The sequence below is a fragment of the Providencia sp. PROV175 genome, from assembly GCF_032707045.1.
In the GTDB taxonomy this organism is placed as follows: Bacteria; Pseudomonadota; Gammaproteobacteria; order Enterobacterales; family Enterobacteriaceae; genus Providencia; species Providencia hangzhouensis.
In genome coordinates this window covers 2,022,915-2,041,484 of the sequence record NZ_CP120533.1, presented here as the reverse complement: position 1 = coordinate 2,041,484, position 18,570 = coordinate 2,022,915, and the positions used below count along the sequence as shown (strand labels likewise).

The following is an 18,570-nucleotide window of genomic DNA, read 5'->3' as shown; positions in this document are numbered from 1 at the left end:
ATTATGGTTTATTCATTTAGATAAGTAAATGTAATTGAATTACATAATTAGAATGGCAGAATGATAATTAATAAATATTCTAAAGGAGATATCACATGAATATATTAAAGCCATTAATTCTTAGTGCAAGTTTAATCGCTATCAGTTTTTCAACATTTGCTTACCCAGGGGATGGGAATGGTTCATGGCACCGTGGTGGGTACCAAAATCAACACCAATATAATGATAGACCTTGTGATAATTATCGTCACTCTAATTATGCAAATCGTCACCGTGGTATGATGCAGTATTCAACATCAATTCAAACAGCTCAGCCAGATGAAACACTGAAAAAAATTGCTGCAGATGCTCCTAAAGGAGAAAATGGTAAACAATATATGGTTAAAGTTGCAGTTGTAGAAATTACGCCTAATACCCCTGTACAAGGTCAGTAATTTTTACCAAGGGTAGAATAACACTACCCTTGGTATTATTTTATATTCCGATTGGCTGGTAACCTTGCCACTGAGGAATAAAGTGATTTCCATTTTTATTTTCAGTTAGATGTATATAAAAATCACCAACTTGTTGTAGTAATAAGCAATCATCCACATCTTTCAAATTATCTTTATGTTGTTGCTGACTATTTGTTAATAGCGCCTGAAGTGCTTTTTGTTTAGCCTCATGTGCAGTTTTAGCAACGAATAAATCAAACTCATGTAATTCCGCAAGGTTGCTTGGAATATATCCACCTACATTAACAAAATAAAGGCGATATTCACTTGTTGAGGGTTCTTTTCGTAATTCTATTTCAAACCCATCTGCCCAATTAATCACTGCATAGCCATCAATATGGATCTTGTCTTTATCACCAAACCAATTTTCTCTTAATGTCGGCCAAGCATCTGTAGGTTGCTCTGCTGCCACAAACTGAACATCATGCACTTCAATATTAGATTTACCTGCGTTACCACCCACATAAAACATGTATAGCTTCATTATTGTTCCTATTATATAGCCAAATAATCATCATATAAATTATTATATAACGAATTTAATTCATAGCACAATTGCTTATTATTTCTAGTCACTCCCGATTTAAAAAATTTTATCTTTTAATATCAATTAAATAGATAAGGTTGAATTTCCTATGCAATGATTTGAAATAGTTAACCCAAACAATAAAATGAATAAAAAGTCATTTTATCCATATAATTATTTACTTTGAGATAATTATGAGTAATCTAATACATTCAAAAATAATAATTTCAGGGAATAACTATGGATCGTCGTTCATTTCTTAAATCCAGCTCATTAGTGGCTGGTGGGCTTGCGCTTAATTCATTGTTCAATCATGCGGTTGCACAAAATAGTAACATTGTCTTACCGAGTGAAAAACACCCATTACTATTGAATTTCAATGAAAACTCATTAGGGATGTCCGAAAAGGCTAAAGAAGCTATCATTAAGGCATTACCTAATGCATTCCGCTACCCTGATGATGCTCGTGCTGAATTACAGAAGAATATTGGTGAGCTCTACAGTTTATCCGATGAGAACATTAGTATAGGCAATGGTTCATCTGAAACCATTCAAGCCACTGTCGCGATGTTGGCAAATAAAGCGAAGAAACGGGGTATCAATATTCAGCTCGTCACACCTGACCCAACATTCAATTATGCAGAGCTATACTCCCTACCATTAGGGGTGACGATAACGAAAATTCCTTTAAAAACCGATTTATCATTTGACTTAGCAAAAATGGAACAAGCCGCTAATGACTTTGATGGTTTATCAATGGTCTATATTTGTAACCCAAATAATCCGACGGCAATGATCACGCCTTATAGCCAGCTTGATAAGTGGCTGAGTAAAGACTCTGACAACACATTTTTTATCGTTGATGAAGCTTACGCTGAGTTTGTTGAAGACCCGAACTTTACAAGTGCTATTGAATTAGTCAAAAAAGGTCAAAACAACCTGATTGTCACACGCACCTTCTCTAAAATTTTTGCCTTAGCAGGCTTAAGAGTCGGCTATGGGGTCGCAACTCCCGAAATTATTGCTGCTGTAGATACGTTTTTATCTATTGATAATACTAATACAGCAGGTGCGGTTGCTGCGATTGCATCACTAAAGGATAAATCATTTATTCAATACAGCCTAAAATCCAACGATATATCGAGAAAAATCGTAGAAAAAGCATTAAACGAAATCGGGCTGGAATATGCTCCATCACAGGCTAATTTTATTTTCCATAAAGTTAAAGGGGACGTAAAAACCTATCAACAACGTATGGCTGATGCTCATGTCATGGTAGGTCGTGAATTTCCACCAGCGGTTGGCTGGAATAGATTAACGCTAGGAACCCCCGAGGAAATGCAGCAATTTGTTGTAATACTGAAACAATTCCATGAAAAAGGATGGGTATAAACTAAGTCAAATCCAAAAAGAGCAGCTCAAACTGCTCTTTTTGTTAAAATGGCCCCTTAAATATAAAAAAGGCCCCCGCAAAAATGAGAATAAAACCTATTAAATGATTAATGGTAAAACTTTCACCTAAATACAACACCGAAAAAAGAACAAAAACACAGAGTGTTATCACCTCTTGCATTGTTTTTAATTCAGCTGCACTGTAGTACTGATGCCCTAACCGATTAGCTGGCACCGCAAAACAGTATTCAACCAATGCAATTAACCAGCTAAAGAAAATAACAACATACAGTGGCTTTGTTGTAAATTTTAAATGTCCATACCAAGCAAACATCATAAATACATTTGAAATAACAAGTAAAAATACTGGATAAAATTTAGTTAACATACTGATTCAATAGACAAAGAATAAATAACCGATATTATGGGGTTAGAAGTAACACATTACAATGTGCTCCCACAAATCCCGCTACTCTTCATATCATAAATTTAAACGTATTTAGCAATCATTACGAGGGAATAATGAATATTAAATATGAATTAATGACACAATCAGATTGTCCTGCTGTGGCTCAATTATTGCAATCTAATTCTGAATCCCAACAAGGTGGGTTACTCGGTGAATATCCTCAAGCTAAAGTCAACGCTATGTTTTCAGGGAGTCTAACTACTGTTATAGCCAGAGATGGAAATAAAATTATCGCAGTCGTATTTAGCTTTGATCCTCATTCTTCATCCCTACCCGCTATAGCACATTTGATCATTAAACAGCATACGGAAATTATACAGAATAATTGGTTCTATGGCCCTGTTTGTATTGATAGAAATTATAGAGGAAAAAATATTCTAAAGAGCCTTTTTGATAGCGTTTGTTCGTATAACCAAGGAAAGCCTATTGCATTTATCAATGCAGATAATCTTAGGTCCCTTTTTGCACATAAGAAGATAGGAATGAGTAATGTCACTAATTTTGAATTTAATGGCACCTCATATCATTTAATGGTATGAAATTAATTATGTACTAACTGGTACATTTTTATTTCAATTTGCTCATTTTTTGCTACACTGTGACAAATTATCGTATGCAGAGGGTCTTTTTATGACAGATTTCATGAGTGCCAACCAAAAAGCATGGGATAAACAAGCAGAATCGCAACTTGCTTGGTCAACCCCCGTTGATTCCAAAACTATCAATGAAGCTAAAAAAGGAAAGTGGCAGGTTCATCTAACTCCAACTCCTGTTGATGACGCTTGGTTAGGTGATGTAAAAGATAAAAAAATTCTCTGTTTAGCCTCTGCTGGAGGACAACAAGCTCCAGTACTCGCTGCCGCAGGGGCGAGTGTGACTGTTTTTGACTTTTCTCAAAAACAGCTTGAGCAAGACAAAATGGTGGCAGAAAGGGATAATTTAACATTAGAGATTGTTCAAGGTGATATGCGCTCATTACACATGTTTGCGAATGAATCATTTGATATTATATTTCACCCTATTTCTAACCTGTATATTCCAGATGTTAACCCGGTCTGGCAAGAATGCTACCGTGTTTTAAAACCAAATGGACGACTGTTATCCAGTTTTTTTAATCCTGTTGTTTTCATTGGAGAACGTGATAAGCGATATGATGAGCAAGGCATAATAAAACCAAGTCATACTATGCCGTACTCCGAGCTATCTACCCTATCAATAGAGCAAATAGCGCAAAAGCAAGCAAGGCGAGAAGCTTTTGTGTTCGGTCACTCATTAACAGATCTTATTGGGGGGCAAATAAAGGTAGGCTTTTATATCACTGGCTTTAAAGAAGACTGGCAACCTAATCCACGATTTGTCGTTGATAATTATCTACCCACATTTCTAGCAACGATGGCAGTTAAAACAAATTAATATTATTGGTGCTCGTTTTGTTTGTCACTCAACGAGCTATATTAAATTAGCTTCTTTTACAATACCTGTCCCACACAGATTCAAATTGCTCTGCGGGAATAATATCATCTGTTTTTTCTACAAAAGGAATGGATATCATTACCTTGCCAGCTCTATTTTTATGGAGTCTAACGATAAACCTTTTATAGCCATGGGGTAATTCATTTTCAAAACCAAAGACTTCGCCACAATAATAGCCAGTTTCATCCCCCTCTTCACTTTTGGTCAATACATAGTATTGAACATTTTTATAATTTGCAGCTGAGGGGTAAGCAAGAAAATCTTCGACAGAACTTTTCACTCGACCTTCAGTATCTAACTCAGGATCAAGTTTAATTTCAGTCATAATTCCTGCAATATACGCGCAACCAGCAACTAATAATAATACCAAGGTTCTTAATAACATTTTAACTGTAAAACTCAATGGAAAACACTGCTTATCATTATAGTTAATACTTTGATTTTTGCGACTATAACCCATAAGGCTTAATCTATCAGCTTATCGTGATAGTTTATTTTTATCATTATTTACAGTTAATTATTTCTCCCTATGTTATTTATTGAGTGAGTTGCCATATATAAACCAATATTGCTGCTGTTATTATCCAAATAACAGTTGCAATACTTAAACTTCCCCAAGCCGTCATTTTCGTTGCTAGCAAATATACCGTTAATAAATACATTGCATAAGGGATGAGTGACCACAGCCCAAACAATGCCGTTTTTCTTAGTGCTTCTGTGCCTTGTTCTTGTACAACGATAACATGTGCAATTAATGCAAATGTAGGAAATAATGGAACTAAACCTGCAATATAGTAAATTTTACTACGCGAAAATAGTGCAATAATCAATACAGCTAAAGCGCCTAAAAGGCATTTAAAGGATAAAGAAAGCATACCGCACTCAAAGCCAAAGTTTTAAAGGTTGACTATTATTATCACAAATAATTCGTAAATTAACTGTATTCTAGGTAGCAATGTACAACAATTATTTCCTCCCATTCTCTCTCGCTCAGTAAAACCCCTTAATTACTTTCAATTTTATGAGCTAAGTCAAATTGTTGGATATAAAGTATCCAGAGTTAGTGCCGATACATTCATTTAGTCCCTACGCCTGATGCTTCCGCGTGACTACATATAACTTTTTAGCTATCGGACAGCTTCGATTTGCTCATGGTTAATCACGTTATGTTTAGAAGTCGTACTTAGTATGCGTTCAAACATACTACTCGATGGTATGAAAGGAAATAATCAATGATGTCTGGTAATTTAAAAAAAATTAATTTTAGCTCAGCTAAATTCTCTTTTTCTGGTTTTAAAACGACAACTCTAGTCTGGTTTATTTCAGGCCTGTTTATCGTCCTTCTTCTTTCAACCTGTTGGTTTTTCTTTAGTTCTTTAAAGCAATATCAAGAGACATTATTCAAACTCGACACTATTTATAATGAACAAACACAACTGAATAATACGTGGCAATCTTTATTACAAGCACGAAACACATTGAATCGCGCTAGCTCTCGTCATTTATTGGTTATCAATAAGATGAAAACATCAAACACTGACATAGATAGCCTCATCGAGTTTTATCATAAAAAAATAACAGAAACAGGAAACTATTGGGATGCATTCACATCCACCTCAATCTATAAAAACGGTGATGAATTTGCTGAACTAGAAAAATCATATAGAGCGTTATATGCTGCATTGAATGAACTTTCTGTATTTTTAGTTCAAGGAAAAACATATGACTTTTTAAACCAACCTACTCAAGGATTTCAAGATACATTTGAGAAAAACTACATTAATTATCATCAACAGTTAAATAATAATTATCATGATATTGCTCTTGCAAGTGAGCAATTGTATAAGCAAAGTTTGATTGGCTTAATCGTTACTATCTCAATCGTTATCCTCGTGACTCTATTTATTCGATTTATCCTACAGCTTTTCTTTATTCGTCCACTAAACCAAGTTATTGATGGTATTGAGAAAGTTAGCCATGGCGTTCTATATCATACCTTTGATAACAAAGGTTTATATGAAATTAAATTACTTAAACAGCATGTATCTAATATGCAAAGTAAGCTGATTGATATCGTTAAAAATATCTATGACAACACTCATCATATAAAAGTTGAGCTTGGAGATATCACCCAGATGAATCACAACCTTTCTATTCGAGCAGATCAACAAGCCGCGGCAATTGTCGAAACTGCAGCCAGTGTCGAAGAACTCGATTCATCTTTTAAATTAAATACAGCTCACACCAACCAATCGTGCCAATTGATGTCAGAGACAAGTGTAACCATTGAAAAAAGCAATGAACTTATTTCTGATGTTGTAGAAAACATGGATGATATCGTCGATTTTTCAAAAGAAATCAGTAAAATCACTTCAACCATTGATAATATTGCTTTTCAAACTAATTTATTAGCATTGAATGCCGCAGTAGAAGCTGCCAGAGTGGGTGAACATGGCAAAGGGTTTGCGGTCGTCGCAAATGAAGTGCGCGAATTATCAATTAGTTGTACTCAAGCATCCAAAGAAATCAAGCTATTGATTAATAATTCAAATGATAAGATTAACCACTGTTTCCAATTAGCAGCGGATGCAAATGACAATATCGTTTCAATTGCACAAGACACATCTAATATCAATGAAATGATCCAAAGTGTTGCGCTTGCCTCAAATGAACAAACCCATGGGGTGAGTCAAATACATCTAGCAATCAATGAATTAGATAACACCACTCAAGCGAATGCAGCTATGACTCGTGAGTTGCAATCATCCTTAAAAGCTTTAGAAGCTCAATCAGATCTATTAGAAGATATTATGTCTATTTTTCATACAGAGCCAACCAATCCCCATGAAACAGGTGATGAAATTCAACAAGAAGTAAAGAAGTAAAAAAATTTGCCTAGCAATGTATAAGCTTATATCGCAATTTATTTAGGAGGTTGACTCTCGATAGTCTCCTCCGACCTTTTTTATAATTTTCTCGTATTCCTCTCATTTCCTCATTTTTTATAATTATATTTTATCGCCATTTAGTAATTTGTTACTGTTTATCTGATACAACAGATTACGATTACTTCTATTAAACATGAGCTCATGATGACAATAAAAATTACTGTTCTTGTAGATAATAATACCCTGATTGATAGTTATTTTTGTGGTGAACCCGGTGTTTGCTACTATATCGAAGCTGATGATAAAAAAATATTATTCGATACAGGTTATTCAGATATATTTATTGATAATGCGAATATTTTACATATTGATCTTGCCGATATTACTGACCTGGTGCTTTCTCACGGCCACAATGATCATACATGGGGCTTAGGTCACCTAATTCAACACTTTGACCGCCGTAACATTGAAGCACCTGAAACTAAACACCTGATATACCATCCGGATGCGCTAATTCCCAAAAAATTTCAATCTAAAGTCATCGGGACAAATACATCTAAAGACATTTTAGCTTCTTATTTTCATTGTATAGAAGCGACAAAACCATACTATCTTTCTGAAAAGATAATTTTTTTAGGCCAAATTCCTAGACTCAATAGTTTTGAGGGAAAAGAGCCAATTGGTACTACACTCGACTTCAATCATAATATCATTGATGACTATGTGTTTGATGACTCAGCACTTGCAATTAAAACGTCTGAAGGCCTAATTGTAATAACGGGTTTCTCTCATTCTGGAATTTGTAATATTACTGAATATGCAAAGCATGTAACTGGCATAAATAATATTGTCACTGTCATAGGTGGATTTCATTTACAGCAAGCATCAAAAGAAATTTTGGAAAAAACAGGTAATTACTTTGACCAGCAGGATATAAAATTTATACACCCATGCCACTGTACAGATCTCAACGCAAAAATACATTTGGCAAAATATGCACCAGTACAAGAAGTTGGTACTGGATTACAGTTAATTTACCCAAGTTAATATAAGATAGAATAGAAGTAAGGTAAAACCTTGTTTTAATATAGGTTTTACCTACAATAGTAGTATTCAGTATTGTACAAGCAATAAAGATTTAGGTTCTTGAGCCTAAATCTTCATCAGTATTATTACCTTTAACCATTCTTGTTAATTCTTCGCAACGGGTAATTTTTCCATCTTCTATTTGAAAACAAGCAAATACCTCAAATTCACTTACTGAACCATCTTTTTTAGTGGCTTTTGCCAGATGTTGAGTATGAACACATCCATCCCCCTCTGCGATAGATTTAATAGTAATAACAATCGACTCAGTGGCTTCTTTCAATACCTGCAAATGTGTAATAAATTCATTAAAATCAATTTGTTTTCCATCAACAATTTGAATATATTTATCCGAAAAATACTGTTTAGCCACAGGCAATGAACCAATATTCTCACCCAATACCGCATTTAATGCTTGTATTACCCACTGTGCATTAGTCATCTTTTATCCCTTACATTAAAAAGATTATTTATAACCGTTATGGGAGTAATATTTTATATTTCAAGTCAAAACCGATTTAATTATCTTTTTAATTATATTCCTTTACTATACTTCAATAATTTCCCATTTGTCCGTGAGATAATCTATAAAATAATACTCGTTTTTACTCTTATTATGTTTTTGATTCAGTCAAAACCTTACATTCATCTCGCCAACTTTAGTTTGATTTATGTATTATTCTCAATAAGTTAATCATAAGCATTAGATATCATGTAGTTACACTCACTTGGAATTAGGTTCTAAAAAAAGAAATTAATATTAAAAAAACAATTAGTTGCTTAGTAATTTCAAACGCAAGCCCCCCTGTAAAACATTTATTTTAATTTTATGCTTACTCTGATTTGGATTAATCCTTAATCACTGGTATTATCTGATAGCCTATCTAAACAACAGGCACCTTATAACAATAACTATAAATATACATTTCCATTAGATACCCCTGCTTGCAGGGGCTTTTTTTGCTAAATGATGGCATACCTTAGAAACAACGCCCTTCAATAACCTGTGATATTTTCCTCATTTTGCTACCCACTAGATCTTATTGAATAAATCGGACGATTATTCAACGGAATAGGTATCTATCATGGATACTATAGGTGATGACGTCTCCATAACTTAAACTTAAGTAATAAATCGTGAGAAATTTATATATTTATTATGATAATTTTAAGAACAATGACAGTTACAATTTTTAACTATTTGTAAAGGAAATAAACACGCAATTAGAGTAAATTAATTAATAATTATAATTTACATAAAAGGTACTTTTATGCGATTTAATCTAACTCAAGTAAATATATTAGAAGAAAATACAAAAGTTACAGGCTTGCATGTAACTTTGATCGGTGACGACAACTCCACTCATACACTTAAAATGGATATCAAAGGGTTGGATACCATGAATATGAGTTTAAGAGACATAGAAAAATATGCTATTAAACAACTTAAACATAGCTTTGAACATTGCTCTAATGGTTGAGACTTATTACCTAGCTTAGGTAATAATAAGTTTTATTGCCATATAAATAAAATTTTTTACTATTCATCTGGGTATTGAAGGGTTTTGTATATTTCTTCTGCATAATTTTATGCAGCATATATTTCAATTATTTTCACCTGCATCAAAATAAATCACCAACTTATATCAAATATTCAATCAACTTCAACTTAACTCTTTATAATATTGAGTTCTGCATCGCTATCATGTTATCTCAATAGATTTTTTATATTTATTCTATTATACAATGAGTTAATGCTAATATATTGTCTATACTTCTTGTTAAATTTTAACCAATCAATAAGATCCCCATGCAAAATAAAAATACCGATTCAGTTGAGCAAGCTATCCTAGTATACCTTGTCAATTCTTTCACACAAAATAATTCTGGTGGTAACCCAGCAGGTGTTGTCCTCAACCCGCCAAAACTCAGCACTTCACAAAAAATTGCTATTGCGCGGCAGGTCGGTTTTTCAGAAACTGCATTTGTCTATAACGGCGAAGAAACTGATTTTATAGTAGATTTCTATACTGCTGAAGGTGAAGTTGATTTTTGTGGTCATGCCACATTAGCTGTGTTTTCTACTTTAGCTTCACTTAAGCAACTTACTGATGGGCTTTACACTCAAAAAACCAAAGCTGGTATTCTGAGCGTGTCTGTTAGCCCAAATAACATCGTTATGGAGCAAACACTACCAACCTTACGCAATGGGCCCAGTATCAATGAAGTAGCAACAGCCCTTGGCATAACTAACGAAGTTATTGCTGAAACAGGCTTACCTATCATGATAGTTTCAACAGGGTTACCCGACATTATTATTCCAGTTAAAACTGGTCATTTAGATTTGCTACAGCCTAATTATGAGGCAATAGCAAGGCTAAGTCGTGAATTCAAAGCTATCGGTTTTCATGTATTTGAGCTAAACCATAACTCTTCGACCACAGCACATTGTCGAAATTTCGCACCGCTCTACGGAATAAATGAAGAATCAGCAACAGGCAGTGCTAGCGGAGCCCTTGGCTGCTATTTGGTCAATTATGTTTTACCAAATGAAACTCATTTTCTGTTTGAACAAGGTCGAGCAATGGGATGCCCGTCATTAATTCAAGTAACAATTAACTCGCAAACAAAAAATATTATTCAGGTAGAAGTTGGTGGTCAAGCTGTTCTGATGGGTACGCAAATAATTCATATTTAGCCAGAAATACAATATGCTCAGCCATAGGTTATGATTTAATTATCTAATAATACAATGAGGCTCACACATGCAAGATTGGAACCCAGACTTGTACCTACAATTTAAGCGGGAAAGAACTCGTCCATCATACGACTTACTCAGTCATATTCATGTCTCTAACGCATGTAATTTAACTGATTTAGGTTGTGGGCCCGGTAATTCAACTCAGATACTTCGTGAAATGTATCCATTAGCAAGAATAATGGGAGTTGATAATTCTCCCGCTATGTTAGTTGAAGCGAGAAAGAATCTTCCTGATTGCCAGTTTACAGAAGCGAACATCGCAACCTGGGTTCCTGAAACCAAGCAGGACCTTATATTTGCCAATGCATCCTTACAATGGTTACCTGATCACAAGGTATTATTTCCCCACCTAGTTAACCAACTACAAAGTGGCGGTATTTTAGCCATTCAGATGCCAAATAATTGGAATGAACCCACGCATGCTTTAATGCGCAAAGTAGCCAATGAGCGATCCATTTCTGCGGTATATAGAACAGCACTTTTATCAATAACTGAATATTATGATTTGCTTTCAGCTACTACCTGCTCTGTTGATATATGGCAAACAACTTATTACCATGTCATGCCATCTATTGGTTCAATCATTGATTGGTTAAGAGCAACAGGGTTAAGGCCTTACCTTGAAAACTTAAATGAAAAGCAAAAAGAGCAATTTCTCGCACGTTATCATGAATTATTAACAAAAACTTACCCAAAACAAGATAATGGCTATGTTTTAATGCCATTTCCTCGATTATTTATCATTGCTAAAAAGCTTAACTAGCTAGTATAGAAACTTTTCCTAAGGATGGGGTAATCTAGCAAGATAATAAACTGTTATGCTGTTAACTTATAACTATCTTCGATTAACTCTTTGAGTTCACTATCGGTAAGGCTCCCTGGTAGCTTTATCGTAATCCAATGCTCTTTATTCATATGATATGCCGGATAAATATCGTCTTTTAACCGCAATGAGCCAATGAGTTCAGGGGGAGCTTTAAGATTGACGATATTAACCATCTCTTCATTTTTATTTGTATCTAATTTATTTGATGAAATGCGCATAATAACTGCAAACCATTTTGCGTTATTTCTTCTCCTAAAAACAATATACTCAGGGAACTTCCCCCAAGGGGTCTCAGGATCCACGCCATAATTATGCTGAATATAATCAACCAATTCACTTCGGTTCATGTTATCACTCCAGTTCATTAATGAGCTTCACCCATATCAGCCATCCTCACTATTGCATTTCTTCTAGTTCACTACCTTTTTTTTCAAAAAGCGTAACTTCGGGTTACACAGTATCTGCATATAGTTATACGTTATATATCACTAAAAAGCAGTATAGCTGTATGAATTCCACCATTGTATCCCTCAAAAAATAGTTTCATACTGAAACATAAAGTGAAAATTTAACCTCCATAATTAATCTCCTCAAGTATATAAAATCACTGCCGATACTCTAAATAATTGCGGCTAGATTTAATATAAGCACATTATTATTTACGATAAAATCAGCACATAAGAAAATTTTCTAGATTGTTTTATCACTATTAAACCAGTTATATTGTAACGAAATATTTCAATTGATAATATTTTATTTCAAAAATGATACAACGTTGTAAATAATAATATTATTATATGTATAAATTAAATAAGAAAAATCGAATGTAAATACAAAATAAATAAAATACTAAACAATAAGCATAATTTAATCATTGAAGTTAATATTCAAGATACCATAAAAAATGAAACCGAAAATACTCTTATTGCGTGTATTCGCAATTGCCACTTCATTTGTCTTGTAATATTTTAAAAACAAGAAATATCAAATTAATTGTTATTTATCATGAGATTAAGCCTAAACAAAAATAAAATCAAACGATTGATTTTTTCGTATCAATCGTTTATACCGATGAAAAATATTCCATCAAGCGTTATAAACGATTGTACTTAATATTATTATTTGACTAATTTTTATCTCAGAAAATTCTTACTCACTATAGAGGTTAATATGGATCGTGCTATTTTAAATAGCAAAGTAAACATCTTAATTGGAAATTATTTACGACGAAAACGCATTGAAAATGACCTGACAGGAGAAGACATAAGCAAATTACTTCATGTCAGCCAACAGCAGGTTTCGCGCTACGAAAATGGTATTAATACTATATCATTCAGCCTAATTTTACTATTTTTAATAAAATTAAATATTAGTGTCGAATCCTTCTTTGTTTCTTTATTAAAAGAATTAGAGAGTGATGGCGAAATTATTAATTTAGGATTGCGTTTATATTCAAATTCATTGCCACGTAGAAATCAATACCTTTATCTGTAAATAAATTTAAATAAAATACTGCGCTAACACCAATATAATAGATAGAAAGATAATAATGCAAAAAACCACACAAAGAAATAAGAACCTTGGTGAATATATAAGAAACATTAGAGTAAATAAAAAAATATCAGCTCATAAAATGGCAGATAGTCTAAATATTACAGACAGCCATTATAACGAATATGAAAGTGGAAATACTTCAATTTATGCAGATCATCTAATAATCATATCTAAAATATTTAATATACATATAAACGTATTTTTAAATGTTTATCTGAGAAATTAAACAATATCTCCCGCGTTAGAAGGCTTGCTCCTGCTAGCCTTTTAACCTTCCTCCCATAATTTTCTCTATTCTTAGACTTGAAACTAAGCCATTAAGTTGAATAAAACTTAGGATTCATCTTCTGGCACTAAACTAACCATAAACAGAACTCATGGTGCTGCTCTGTTCGAGGAACAGACATTGCTAACAGCATTCTATGTGAATGAACGGGGGAGCATGCCAAAGTTAAAAAAGGAATTTGATGAAGTAAATCACACTTTATTGTACTGTACATATGTTGCGGCCAAGCACCTAAAGAATTCACCTGAAGCTCGTAACAAGCAAGCAAGTCATCAGGTAGTGGATTCATTTATTAGTGCATGGCCATGCCCGAAGAAATAAGGTCTGTGGGTGAGGCCCCTCTACTTAGGCAATAAAAAACCCACCGAAGTGGGTTTAGCTGTTAATACATTAGTCAATATTGTAAATTCTATCTTTGCTGATAATGTTTACTATATGGTGACATGAGTCCATTGATAACTTCCTAGGCTCCCATTTAGCGATATCCGCTTGAGATAAGCCTTCTGCACTCCACGGGATTATACCGTTGTACCCACAGCCAGCCTTTGATAGCACATCAATGAATTTCTTTTGGATGGTATCATAGATCCTTACTTCACCAATACTGGTCATGCCAGACACCCACAACGAACCACCACCTATAGTTTGTAAGTTATCACATACTATATATTCATGCTTCAGTAACAAGCACTTATAAACATTACGAGCTACGCCACCAGCCTGATAATCATCAAGAATAGCCACGCCCCTAATTTGCTTGCCTGTCTTTATCGCTGAACCATCAAAAAAAGTGAAGTCATTATAAGCAACACGCCCAATTAAAGTATCATCTTCTTCCGCGTGCATTCCTAACTCAAGCAGCTCACCAATGATATGTTCATCAGAAAATCGGTGACTTCTCAAAAACTCAGCATGGTCTGCATAAAAACCTTCAGTAGTACAACCTAATGCGACAATTTTAGAGTAATAATGAAACTCGCTACCAGTAAGAGCGTATTCCGTGATTTTTAGTAAATCACCCTCAACAGTAAGATAATGGAAAGACTCTATCTCATCTTCTCTTTCACATTCTGGCTTTCTATTCAGATCCTTTGAGTAACTACTGGTAAAGTTTGGAGCCATTCCATTCTCACTATCTTATTAATGGACAGACAACTTCTGATAATTTGACATGTAACCAAGAATTGAAGATTTAATTTTTTCAATCACATCAGTTATGCTTTGATTTAGTTCTGGATATTGCGTGCTAGGGTCAACGACTATATTAATCTTTTTTTGGCGATATGATAACTCAGCAAAAGGAACAATTTCATATTCATCGCTTTTGTTATCATTTTCGATAGTAACAATAAACAACTGTCTATTCGGATCCTTTCTCATACTAAGGCGACGAACAGAGAAAAACTTTTCAGTATTATCATCAAAAAATGTATTAACAAGTTCTGTTGCATGGCTAATTGTTTGTACAGATCTGGTATGTTCAGTTCTCATATAGCCCCCTTGTTAGTTTAGGTTAATGACATTTTGACGGGTAATTAAGCAATATGCTTAAGATAGCTGCGATCATATTAAAGTGTTTAAGCTAACTTAACAAGCCCAGTTGTATGTCATATAGACATTTATAAGACCCTGTAAATAATTCTGTGTATTTGCCTTTCATTAAATGTGACCGTCTAGGCGGTCACCAAACTCAATAATAAAACGACTCATCGCCTGTTTCCAGTTTTGAATTGGCATACTCCATTTTTTAGAGGCTGATTCGATGGCGAGATAAACCACTTTTCTGACCGAATCATCAGTTGGGAATACTTTTCGCTTCTTAATGGCATGACGAATAACACTATTGAGTGATTCAATCGCATTTGTCGTGTAAATCGCTTTGCGGATATCATCGGGGTAAGCAAAAAACGTATTTAAATTCTCCCAATGCGCATACCAACTTTTACTGATTTGTGGGTATTTTTCATCCCAAATAAGGGCGAACTTTTCAAGTGCTATCAGGGCGGAGGCCTCTGTGGCGGCACGATACACCGTTTTTAGCCCAGCGGTGACTGCCTTGTAATCCTTCCATGACACATATTTCAGGCTATTTCGTACCATGTGTATGATACATAACTGGATTTGAGTTTGCGGATATACACTATTGATGGCGTCTGGAAAGCCTTTTAAGCCATCAACACACGCAATCAGGATATCTTGAACACCTCGATTTTTCAGCTCCGTTAAAACCGATAACCAAAATTTAGCGCCCTCATTTTCAGCCATCCACATCCCTAAGAGTTCTTTATGTCCTTCGGTGTTGATGGCTAAAGCAAGAAAAACCGATTTATTGATGACGCTGCCATCGTGACGCACCTTAACGACAATACAATCAAGGTAAACAATAGGATAGAGTGATTCTAAGGGCCGATTTTGCCACTCCTGAACTTGCTCTTTAACCGCATCAGTGACTTTTGAAATCAATGTGGGTGAGACATCCGCATCGTACATTTCTTTGAATGTGGCTACGATTTCACGGGTTGTCATGCCCTTGGCGTAAAGAGAGAGGATTTGACTATCCATTTGAGTGATACGTGTTTGATTTTTCTTGATTAGCTGGGGCTCAAAGCTGCCTTCACGGTCGCGTGGTGTGTTTAACTCAAATTCACCATCATCGGTTAACAGTGTTTTAGATGAGTAGCCATTTCGTGAGTTAGAGCCTGATTTAGGCGCATTTTTCTCATGTCCTAAATGCTCAGTTAGCTCCGCATTTAACGCGGTTTCAACGGTGAGTTTAGTGAGCATCCGAGTGAACTGATTGAGATCAGCTTCGGTTTTAATTCCTTTTGCGAACTCAGCCGCAAGTGCTTTAAGTTTTTTCTCGTCCATAATCTGCCTACTTTTTAGTTGGAGTTAACATATCAAAAGTAGGCAAATACACAATTTAAATTACAGTCTCATTTATAAGCGTTTATAAGAGTCTATAAGCGTCTTGAACATGGTGGTTCAGCTTTCGTTCTATTTTTATGGATCAATTCTAAAGTTTTTGACTCCATCAGTTGGATGTCATTAAACACGGCCGCTTTATCTTTAATGTTGAGTAAATTCATCACCTGAAATGATTGGCGGATAAGCATCAATGATTCATCCTTAAATCATTGATGCTTTATGTTCAGCTATTCCATTAGCAGTAGTTCTTAGCCTTTTTTGAAACTAGGCTTGCCATTTTTAGCCCGCCATTCTTTGACTGTTTTTAAAATTCCGACTGGAGAATCATCGGCTCCATCCTCTGGGTAGTAAATAAGATCACTTCCGCTTGGATGCTCTGTTACTTTTTCAAAGTGAGTCACAAACTTAATTTGTTCTTCCTCACTTGCTGTATCTGCATTACAAATAATTGTTAATAACTTTAAAAATTCAGATTCTGTATAATCAGTAATATTATTTTTTAGTTCCATTCTTATTTACCTCTATGGATATCAATATGTCTTTTCGGGGTCGTAACTCTTAAATTGTCCATGTTATAGACTTCTCCCCCTTCACTAATTGGGTTGTCATGGTGCAACTCATGTACCTTTCTACCACCAACTTGATCTTTTTTCCTAGCAAAAGGCGAGTATCCTTTAGAAACAAGAGTTTTATTATTCTTACTAAGGTTTTTAATCAATTCTGGAAATTTTGATATCTCATCCCAGATGACCTTCCTGAACTCATCAAAACTGTTGAATTTATTACCTCGTAATTTATTAGCTACTTGCTCAGGAATAGGAGCACCATTTTCTTTACTAGCATCATTAAGCCATTTATCGCTAACTTTTTTGCCTTTTCTTGTAGCAGTGCCAGGCTTTTTACGCTTCTCTTCTTTTTCTTTTTTATCCTTCGCTTTCTTTTCTTTAGCTTCGGCTTTTTTCTTTTTCTCTAAAGCTATGCCCAGCTTTCTCACTGCTTCTTTAATTGCTTTTTCAGCGTCTAAAAGTCGCTCTTTTGCTAATGTGAAACGCTCTACAATAGACTCATAAATTTCCGGATCATCAATTAGAACTTCAGGTTCGCTACCATCATCAGTCTCATATCCATATACGCTAGCAATACTCAAAATGTTAATAACATAATCTTCAGGATTACGATTGAGTAAATATGACAATGCTTTTTGATTATCAATTTTTTCAATATATTCAATACCAAATACGCTAGAAATTACCTGACTTGACTGTTTAATTTGTAAAGGATTTTTACTCACATCAGTTAAAGCACCGCCTTCCGGAGAGCTTTTAGTTTTATCGAGTTCTCTTTTTGCTGTCTGAGTGTCTGAGCATCTACATCTGCTTGTGATAACTCGCTACTTGCTTGCTTCCAATCTAATTCTGCAGCTTCAGCTGGATATAAAGCACGCCAATCTCGGTTAGCTTCTCAATCAGTTGTTTTTCTTGTGCAGTCGTTGGATTCTTCGATATTGAAATATAAATTGGCGCATGGTCGCCACCAAAATCAACAATCCCCTGATATGTCTCAGACGTTACACTCGGAATAACCGATTCTGGTTTAACATTGTCATAAGACGGTGTTTAAACGATGCACTCGGCTTTTTATCCGTCATTTCAATCTGTAATGCCGGTTTACCTGATGCAATTTCAACAGAATAAATGCGGGTTAACATGGCCAGAAAGATCAGCACCTTCATTTCATGAACAACGTTCTTTATCGGAAAGACTCTATCGAGAACAAGGTATCAATATCCAGAAACTTCTTGGCCATAAGAGCCAAGCGATGGCTGATAAATATAATGATGACTGAGGGAAAAATTGGCAGGTTTTAGCTTTAAAATAACGATTATTT

Annotated in this window: 22 protein-coding genes and 1 pseudogene; 12 read left to right on the top strand and 11 right to left on the bottom strand. The window is 34.7% G+C overall.

Features of this window, described 5'->3' with window-relative positions:
- The first annotated feature begins 95 nt into the window (after positions 1 to 95).
- Positions 96 to 434 carry a hypothetical protein gene (locus P3L44_RS08960; RefSeq protein ID WP_004253447.1) on the top strand — a complete coding sequence of 113 codons (339 nt, stop codon included), beginning with the start codon at positions 96 to 98 and terminating at the stop codon, positions 432 to 434.
- Positions 435 to 474: 40 nt separating this feature from the next.
- Here P3L44_RS08960 and P3L44_RS08955 read toward each other — a convergent pair whose 3' ends face one another.
- Positions 475 to 978: a DUF1543 domain-containing protein gene (locus tag P3L44_RS08955; RefSeq protein WP_004253444.1), complete on the bottom strand. Its 504-nt coding sequence runs from the start codon at positions 976 to 978 to the stop codon at positions 475 to 477.
- A gap of 282 nt (positions 979 to 1,260) precedes the next feature.
- On the opposite strand from P3L44_RS08955, the gene P3L44_RS08950 reads away from it, so the two are divergent.
- Complete coding sequence (locus P3L44_RS08950; protein ID WP_094960467.1) at positions 1,261 to 2,412, top strand: pyridoxal phosphate-dependent aminotransferase; 1,152 nt, start codon at positions 1,261 to 1,263, stop codon at positions 2,410 to 2,412.
- 43 nt (positions 2,413 to 2,455) lie between these two features.
- Here P3L44_RS08950 and P3L44_RS08945 read toward each other — a convergent pair whose 3' ends face one another.
- Complete coding sequence (locus tag P3L44_RS08945; protein ID WP_094960466.1) at positions 2,456 to 2,800, bottom strand: DMT family protein; 345 nt, start codon at positions 2,798 to 2,800, stop codon at positions 2,456 to 2,458.
- A 134-nt stretch (positions 2,801 to 2,934) separates the two neighbouring features.
- Here P3L44_RS08945 and P3L44_RS08940 point away from each other — a divergent pair, with 134 nt between their 5' ends.
- Positions 2,935 to 3,420, top strand: coding sequence for an N-acetyltransferase (locus P3L44_RS08940; protein ID WP_272661902.1), 486 nt, complete (start codon positions 2,935 to 2,937; stop codon positions 3,418 to 3,420).
- Positions 3,421 to 3,511: 91 nt separating this feature from the next.
- The gene (locus P3L44_RS08935; protein ID WP_272661901.1) at positions 3,512 to 4,294 is read left to right on the top strand and encodes a class I SAM-dependent methyltransferase; all 783 of its coding nucleotides are present in this window, start codon (positions 3,512 to 3,514) and stop codon (positions 4,292 to 4,294) included.
- A 46-nt stretch (positions 4,295 to 4,340) separates the two neighbouring features.
- Here the strand turns inward: P3L44_RS08935 and P3L44_RS08930 are convergent, their stop codons facing one another.
- Both P3L44_RS08930 and P3L44_RS08925 read right to left on the bottom strand, forming a co-directional pair.
- Positions 4,341 to 4,814, bottom strand: coding sequence for a hypothetical protein (locus P3L44_RS08930; RefSeq protein WP_272661900.1), 474 nt, complete (start codon positions 4,812 to 4,814; stop codon positions 4,341 to 4,343).
- 76 nt (positions 4,815 to 4,890) lie between these two features.
- Complete coding sequence (locus P3L44_RS08925; RefSeq protein ID WP_140172500.1) at positions 4,891 to 5,229, bottom strand: GlpM family protein; 339 nt, start codon at positions 5,227 to 5,229, stop codon at positions 4,891 to 4,893.
- A 357-nt stretch (positions 5,230 to 5,586) separates the two neighbouring features.
- On the opposite strand from P3L44_RS08925, the gene P3L44_RS08920 reads away from it, so the two are divergent.
- A complete protein-coding gene (locus P3L44_RS08920) occupies positions 5,587 to 7,239 on the top strand; it encodes a methyl-accepting chemotaxis protein (RefSeq protein ID WP_272661899.1) in 1,653 nt (550 codons plus the stop codon).
- Positions 7,240 to 7,446: 207 nt separating this feature from the next.
- A complete protein-coding gene (locus P3L44_RS08915) occupies positions 7,447 to 8,289 on the top strand; it encodes an MBL fold metallo-hydrolase (RefSeq protein ID WP_272661933.1) in 843 nt (280 codons plus the stop codon).
- A gap of 91 nt (positions 8,290 to 8,380) precedes the next feature.
- Here the strand turns inward: P3L44_RS08915 and P3L44_RS08910 are convergent, their stop codons facing one another.
- Positions 8,381 to 8,770, bottom strand: a complete 390-nt coding sequence (locus tag P3L44_RS08910; RefSeq protein WP_140172502.1) for a nuclear transport factor 2 family protein — start codon at positions 8,768 to 8,770, stop codon at positions 8,381 to 8,383.
- An 829-nt stretch (positions 8,771 to 9,599) separates the two neighbouring features.
- Between P3L44_RS08910 and P3L44_RS08905 the strand changes: the two genes are divergently transcribed.
- From P3L44_RS08905 to tam, 3 genes are all read left to right on the top strand, one after another.
- Positions 9,600 to 9,809 carry a hypothetical protein gene (locus P3L44_RS08905; protein ID WP_140172503.1) on the top strand — a complete coding sequence of 70 codons (210 nt, stop codon included), beginning with the start codon at positions 9,600 to 9,602 and terminating at the stop codon, positions 9,807 to 9,809.
- A gap of 329 nt (positions 9,810 to 10,138) precedes the next feature.
- Entirely contained in the window at positions 10,139 to 11,026 is an 888-nt protein-coding gene (locus tag P3L44_RS08900; protein WP_004253418.1) for a PhzF family phenazine biosynthesis protein, read from the top strand.
- Positions 11,027 to 11,093: 67 nt separating this feature from the next.
- Positions 11,094 to 11,852, top strand: coding sequence for a trans-aconitate 2-methyltransferase (gene tam / locus P3L44_RS08895; protein ID WP_140172504.1), 759 nt, complete (start codon positions 11,094 to 11,096; stop codon positions 11,850 to 11,852).
- A gap of 53 nt (positions 11,853 to 11,905) precedes the next feature.
- Here the strand turns inward: tam and P3L44_RS08890 are convergent, their stop codons facing one another.
- A complete protein-coding gene (locus P3L44_RS08890) occupies positions 11,906 to 12,262 on the bottom strand; it encodes an MmcQ/YjbR family DNA-binding protein (protein ID WP_165119709.1) in 357 nt (118 codons plus the stop codon).
- 823 nt (positions 12,263 to 13,085) lie between these two features.
- Here P3L44_RS08890 and P3L44_RS08885 point away from each other — a divergent pair.
- Both P3L44_RS08885 and P3L44_RS08880 read left to right on the top strand, forming a co-directional pair.
- On the top strand, positions 13,086 to 13,409 hold the full coding sequence (locus P3L44_RS08885) for a helix-turn-helix domain-containing protein (protein ID WP_140172505.1): 324 nt from the start codon (positions 13,086 to 13,088) through the stop codon (positions 13,407 to 13,409).
- 55 nt (positions 13,410 to 13,464) lie between these two features.
- Entirely contained in the window at positions 13,465 to 13,695 is a 231-nt protein-coding gene (locus tag P3L44_RS08880; RefSeq protein WP_272661898.1) for a helix-turn-helix domain-containing protein, read from the top strand.
- A gap of 450 nt (positions 13,696 to 14,145) precedes the next feature.
- Here the strand turns inward: P3L44_RS08880 and P3L44_RS08875 are convergent, their stop codons facing one another.
- From P3L44_RS08875 to P3L44_RS08855, 5 genes are all read right to left on the bottom strand, one after another.
- On the bottom strand, positions 14,146 to 14,877 hold the full coding sequence (locus tag P3L44_RS08875; protein ID WP_094960453.1) for a hypothetical protein: 732 nt from the start codon (positions 14,875 to 14,877) through the stop codon (positions 14,146 to 14,148).
- 18 nt (positions 14,878 to 14,895) lie between these two features.
- Positions 14,896 to 15,246: a hypothetical protein gene (locus P3L44_RS08870; protein WP_004253374.1), complete on the bottom strand. Its 351-nt coding sequence runs from the start codon at positions 15,244 to 15,246 to the stop codon at positions 14,896 to 14,898.
- A 168-nt stretch (positions 15,247 to 15,414) separates the two neighbouring features.
- Entirely contained in the window at positions 15,415 to 16,623 is a 1,209-nt protein-coding gene (locus P3L44_RS08865) for an IS256 family transposase (protein WP_193834265.1), read from the bottom strand.
- A gap of 308 nt (positions 16,624 to 16,931) precedes the next feature.
- Positions 16,932 to 17,192, bottom strand: a complete 261-nt coding sequence (locus P3L44_RS08860) for a bacteriocin immunity protein (RefSeq protein ID WP_094960452.1) — start codon at positions 17,190 to 17,192, stop codon at positions 16,932 to 16,934.
- Between the two features lie 2 nt (positions 17,193 to 17,194).
- Complete coding sequence (locus P3L44_RS08855) at positions 17,195 to 17,974, bottom strand: HNH endonuclease (protein WP_272662181.1); 780 nt, start codon at positions 17,972 to 17,974, stop codon at positions 17,195 to 17,197.
- Between the two features lie 395 nt (positions 17,975 to 18,369).
- Between P3L44_RS08855 and P3L44_RS08850 the strand changes: the two are divergent.
- Positions 18,370 to 18,528 (top strand): annotated as a pseudogene (locus tag P3L44_RS08850) (integrase); the annotation flags it as partial.
- Between the last annotated feature and the right edge of the window lie 42 nt (positions 18,529 to 18,570).

Coding starts and splice junctions, on each gene's coding strand:
- P3L44_RS08960 (WP_004253447.1), top strand. CDS start 96: ATGAATATATTAAAGCCATTAATTCTTAGTGCAAGTTTAATCGCTATC.
- P3L44_RS08955 (WP_004253444.1), bottom strand. CDS start 978: ATGAAGCTATACATGTTTTATGTGGGTGGTAACGCAGGTAAATCTAAT.
- P3L44_RS08950 (WP_094960467.1), top strand. CDS start 1,261: ATGGATCGTCGTTCATTTCTTAAATCCAGCTCATTAGTGGCTGGTGGG.
- P3L44_RS08945 (WP_094960466.1), bottom strand. CDS start 2,800: ATGTTAACTAAATTTTATCCAGTATTTTTACTTGTTATTTCAAATGTA.
- P3L44_RS08940 (WP_272661902.1), top strand. CDS start 2,935: ATGAATATTAAATATGAATTAATGACACAATCAGATTGTCCTGCTGTG.
- P3L44_RS08935 (WP_272661901.1), top strand. CDS start 3,512: ATGACAGATTTCATGAGTGCCAACCAAAAAGCATGGGATAAACAAGCA.
- P3L44_RS08930 (WP_272661900.1), bottom strand. CDS start 4,814: ATGGGTTATAGTCGCAAAAATCAAAGTATTAACTATAATGATAAGCAG.
- P3L44_RS08925 (WP_140172500.1), bottom strand. CDS start 5,229: ATGCTTTCTTTATCCTTTAAATGCCTTTTAGGCGCTTTAGCTGTATTG.
- P3L44_RS08920 (WP_272661899.1), top strand. CDS start 5,587: ATGATGTCTGGTAATTTAAAAAAAATTAATTTTAGCTCAGCTAAATTC.
- P3L44_RS08915 (WP_272661933.1), top strand. CDS start 7,447: ATGACAATAAAAATTACTGTTCTTGTAGATAATAATACCCTGATTGAT.
- P3L44_RS08910 (WP_140172502.1), bottom strand. CDS start 8,770: ATGACTAATGCACAGTGGGTAATACAAGCATTAAATGCGGTATTGGGT.
- P3L44_RS08905 (WP_140172503.1), top strand. CDS start 9,600: ATGCGATTTAATCTAACTCAAGTAAATATATTAGAAGAAAATACAAAA.
- P3L44_RS08900 (WP_004253418.1), top strand. CDS start 10,139: ATGCAAAATAAAAATACCGATTCAGTTGAGCAAGCTATCCTAGTATAC.
- tam (WP_140172504.1), top strand. CDS start 11,094: ATGCAAGATTGGAACCCAGACTTGTACCTACAATTTAAGCGGGAAAGA.
- P3L44_RS08890 (WP_165119709.1), bottom strand. CDS start 12,262: ATGAACCGAAGTGAATTGGTTGATTATATTCAGCATAATTATGGCGTG.
- P3L44_RS08885 (WP_140172505.1), top strand. CDS start 13,086: ATGGATCGTGCTATTTTAAATAGCAAAGTAAACATCTTAATTGGAAAT.
- P3L44_RS08880 (WP_272661898.1), top strand. CDS start 13,465: ATGCAAAAAACCACACAAAGAAATAAGAACCTTGGTGAATATATAAGA.
- P3L44_RS08875 (WP_094960453.1), bottom strand. CDS start 14,877: ATGGCTCCAAACTTTACCAGTAGTTACTCAAAGGATCTGAATAGAAAG.
- P3L44_RS08870 (WP_004253374.1), bottom strand. CDS start 15,246: ATGAGAACTGAACATACCAGATCTGTACAAACAATTAGCCATGCAACA.
- P3L44_RS08865 (WP_193834265.1), bottom strand. CDS start 16,623: ATGGACGAGAAAAAACTTAAAGCACTTGCGGCTGAGTTCGCAAAAGGA.
- P3L44_RS08860 (WP_094960452.1), bottom strand. CDS start 17,192: ATGGAACTAAAAAATAATATTACTGATTATACAGAATCTGAATTTTTA.